This window comes from Bifidobacterium sp. UBA4282 (assembly GCF_002394995.1).
GTDB classification, from domain to species: Bacteria; Actinomycetota; Actinomycetes; order Actinomycetales; family Bifidobacteriaceae; genus Bifidobacterium; species Bifidobacterium pullorum_B.
This window is the reverse complement of sequence record NZ_DGVO01000008.1, coordinates 4,500-5,356: the sequence shown is the minus strand read 5'-3', so window position 1 is coordinate 5,356 and position 857 is coordinate 4,500. Positions and strand designations below refer to the sequence as shown.

Genomic DNA, 857 nt, shown 5'->3' with positions numbered 1-857 from the left:
GGCATCTGAATTCCGGAATAGCCTACGTCCGTTCCGATGGCCATCTGGTAGGTGGCCACGTGGCGGTAGGCGCTGGGGTACATCACTTCGAGGTAGGTCCAGTCGTAGGCCTGCCCGGAAGGAGCGCCTGGCACCGTGGTGCTCCACCAGAGGTGCACGCTGGGCGCCATGAAGATTTCGGAGTCGGTGATCTTCAGGCTGGACTCGCGCTGGAACTCCATGATGTTCAGCCGGCCGAGGGTGTTGACCCCATCGGGACAAGTGAGCTCAAAGCGGTACCATCCGTCGTAGGGCATGTCCGTCGGCGGCATGATCTCCATGCGCTGTTCAGACGTCGAGGTCTTGGTGCTGGTGGCGCTGTGCTCGAGGACCACGGTGCCCGTGGCGGGGTGCACAATGCGGACGTTGAATGTGACGTGCTTGCCGGACTGAGCCTGGAAGAGGGCGTCGGCGCGCACGTAGCCCTTGGGGAAGTGCAGTCCGTAAACGAGGATGGTGCCTTCAGGGTGCTTCCAGTCAATCCAGGCTTTCGTCATCTGGTCGCCGGACCAGTCGCCCTCGAACTCGCGGTAGTGGCGGGCTGGCCAGATGGTGTCGGGGTGGGATTGCCAGGTGAAAGACTCTTCAAGACTCTCCCCCCTGCCCCTCCCTAAAGGGAGGGGAGTAATTACTTGGGAGGATAGGGAAAACTGGGAAGAAATAGATAGTATTGCGAAAAGTAGGCTGATGACTTTCTTCATCGTAGTTGTTTCTTTTGATTAGTTATCAAGTCTTGACAGGCCTTGAAGCGGAGATGATTCGCGCAAATATGCGCGACACCCAACCGCAGGTAATTACTCCCCTCCCAGGGAGGGGCC

The 857-nt window shown here is 58.8% G+C and carries 1 protein-coding gene; it reads right to left on the bottom strand.

Going from position 1 to position 857, the window contains the following annotated elements:
* Positions 1 to 740, bottom strand: a 740-nt coding sequence (locus tag B4C31_RS00935; protein WP_291530963.1) for a DUF3472 domain-containing protein, incomplete at its 3' end; no start/stop codon positions are given.
* Positions 741 to 857: the final 117 nt, after the last annotated feature.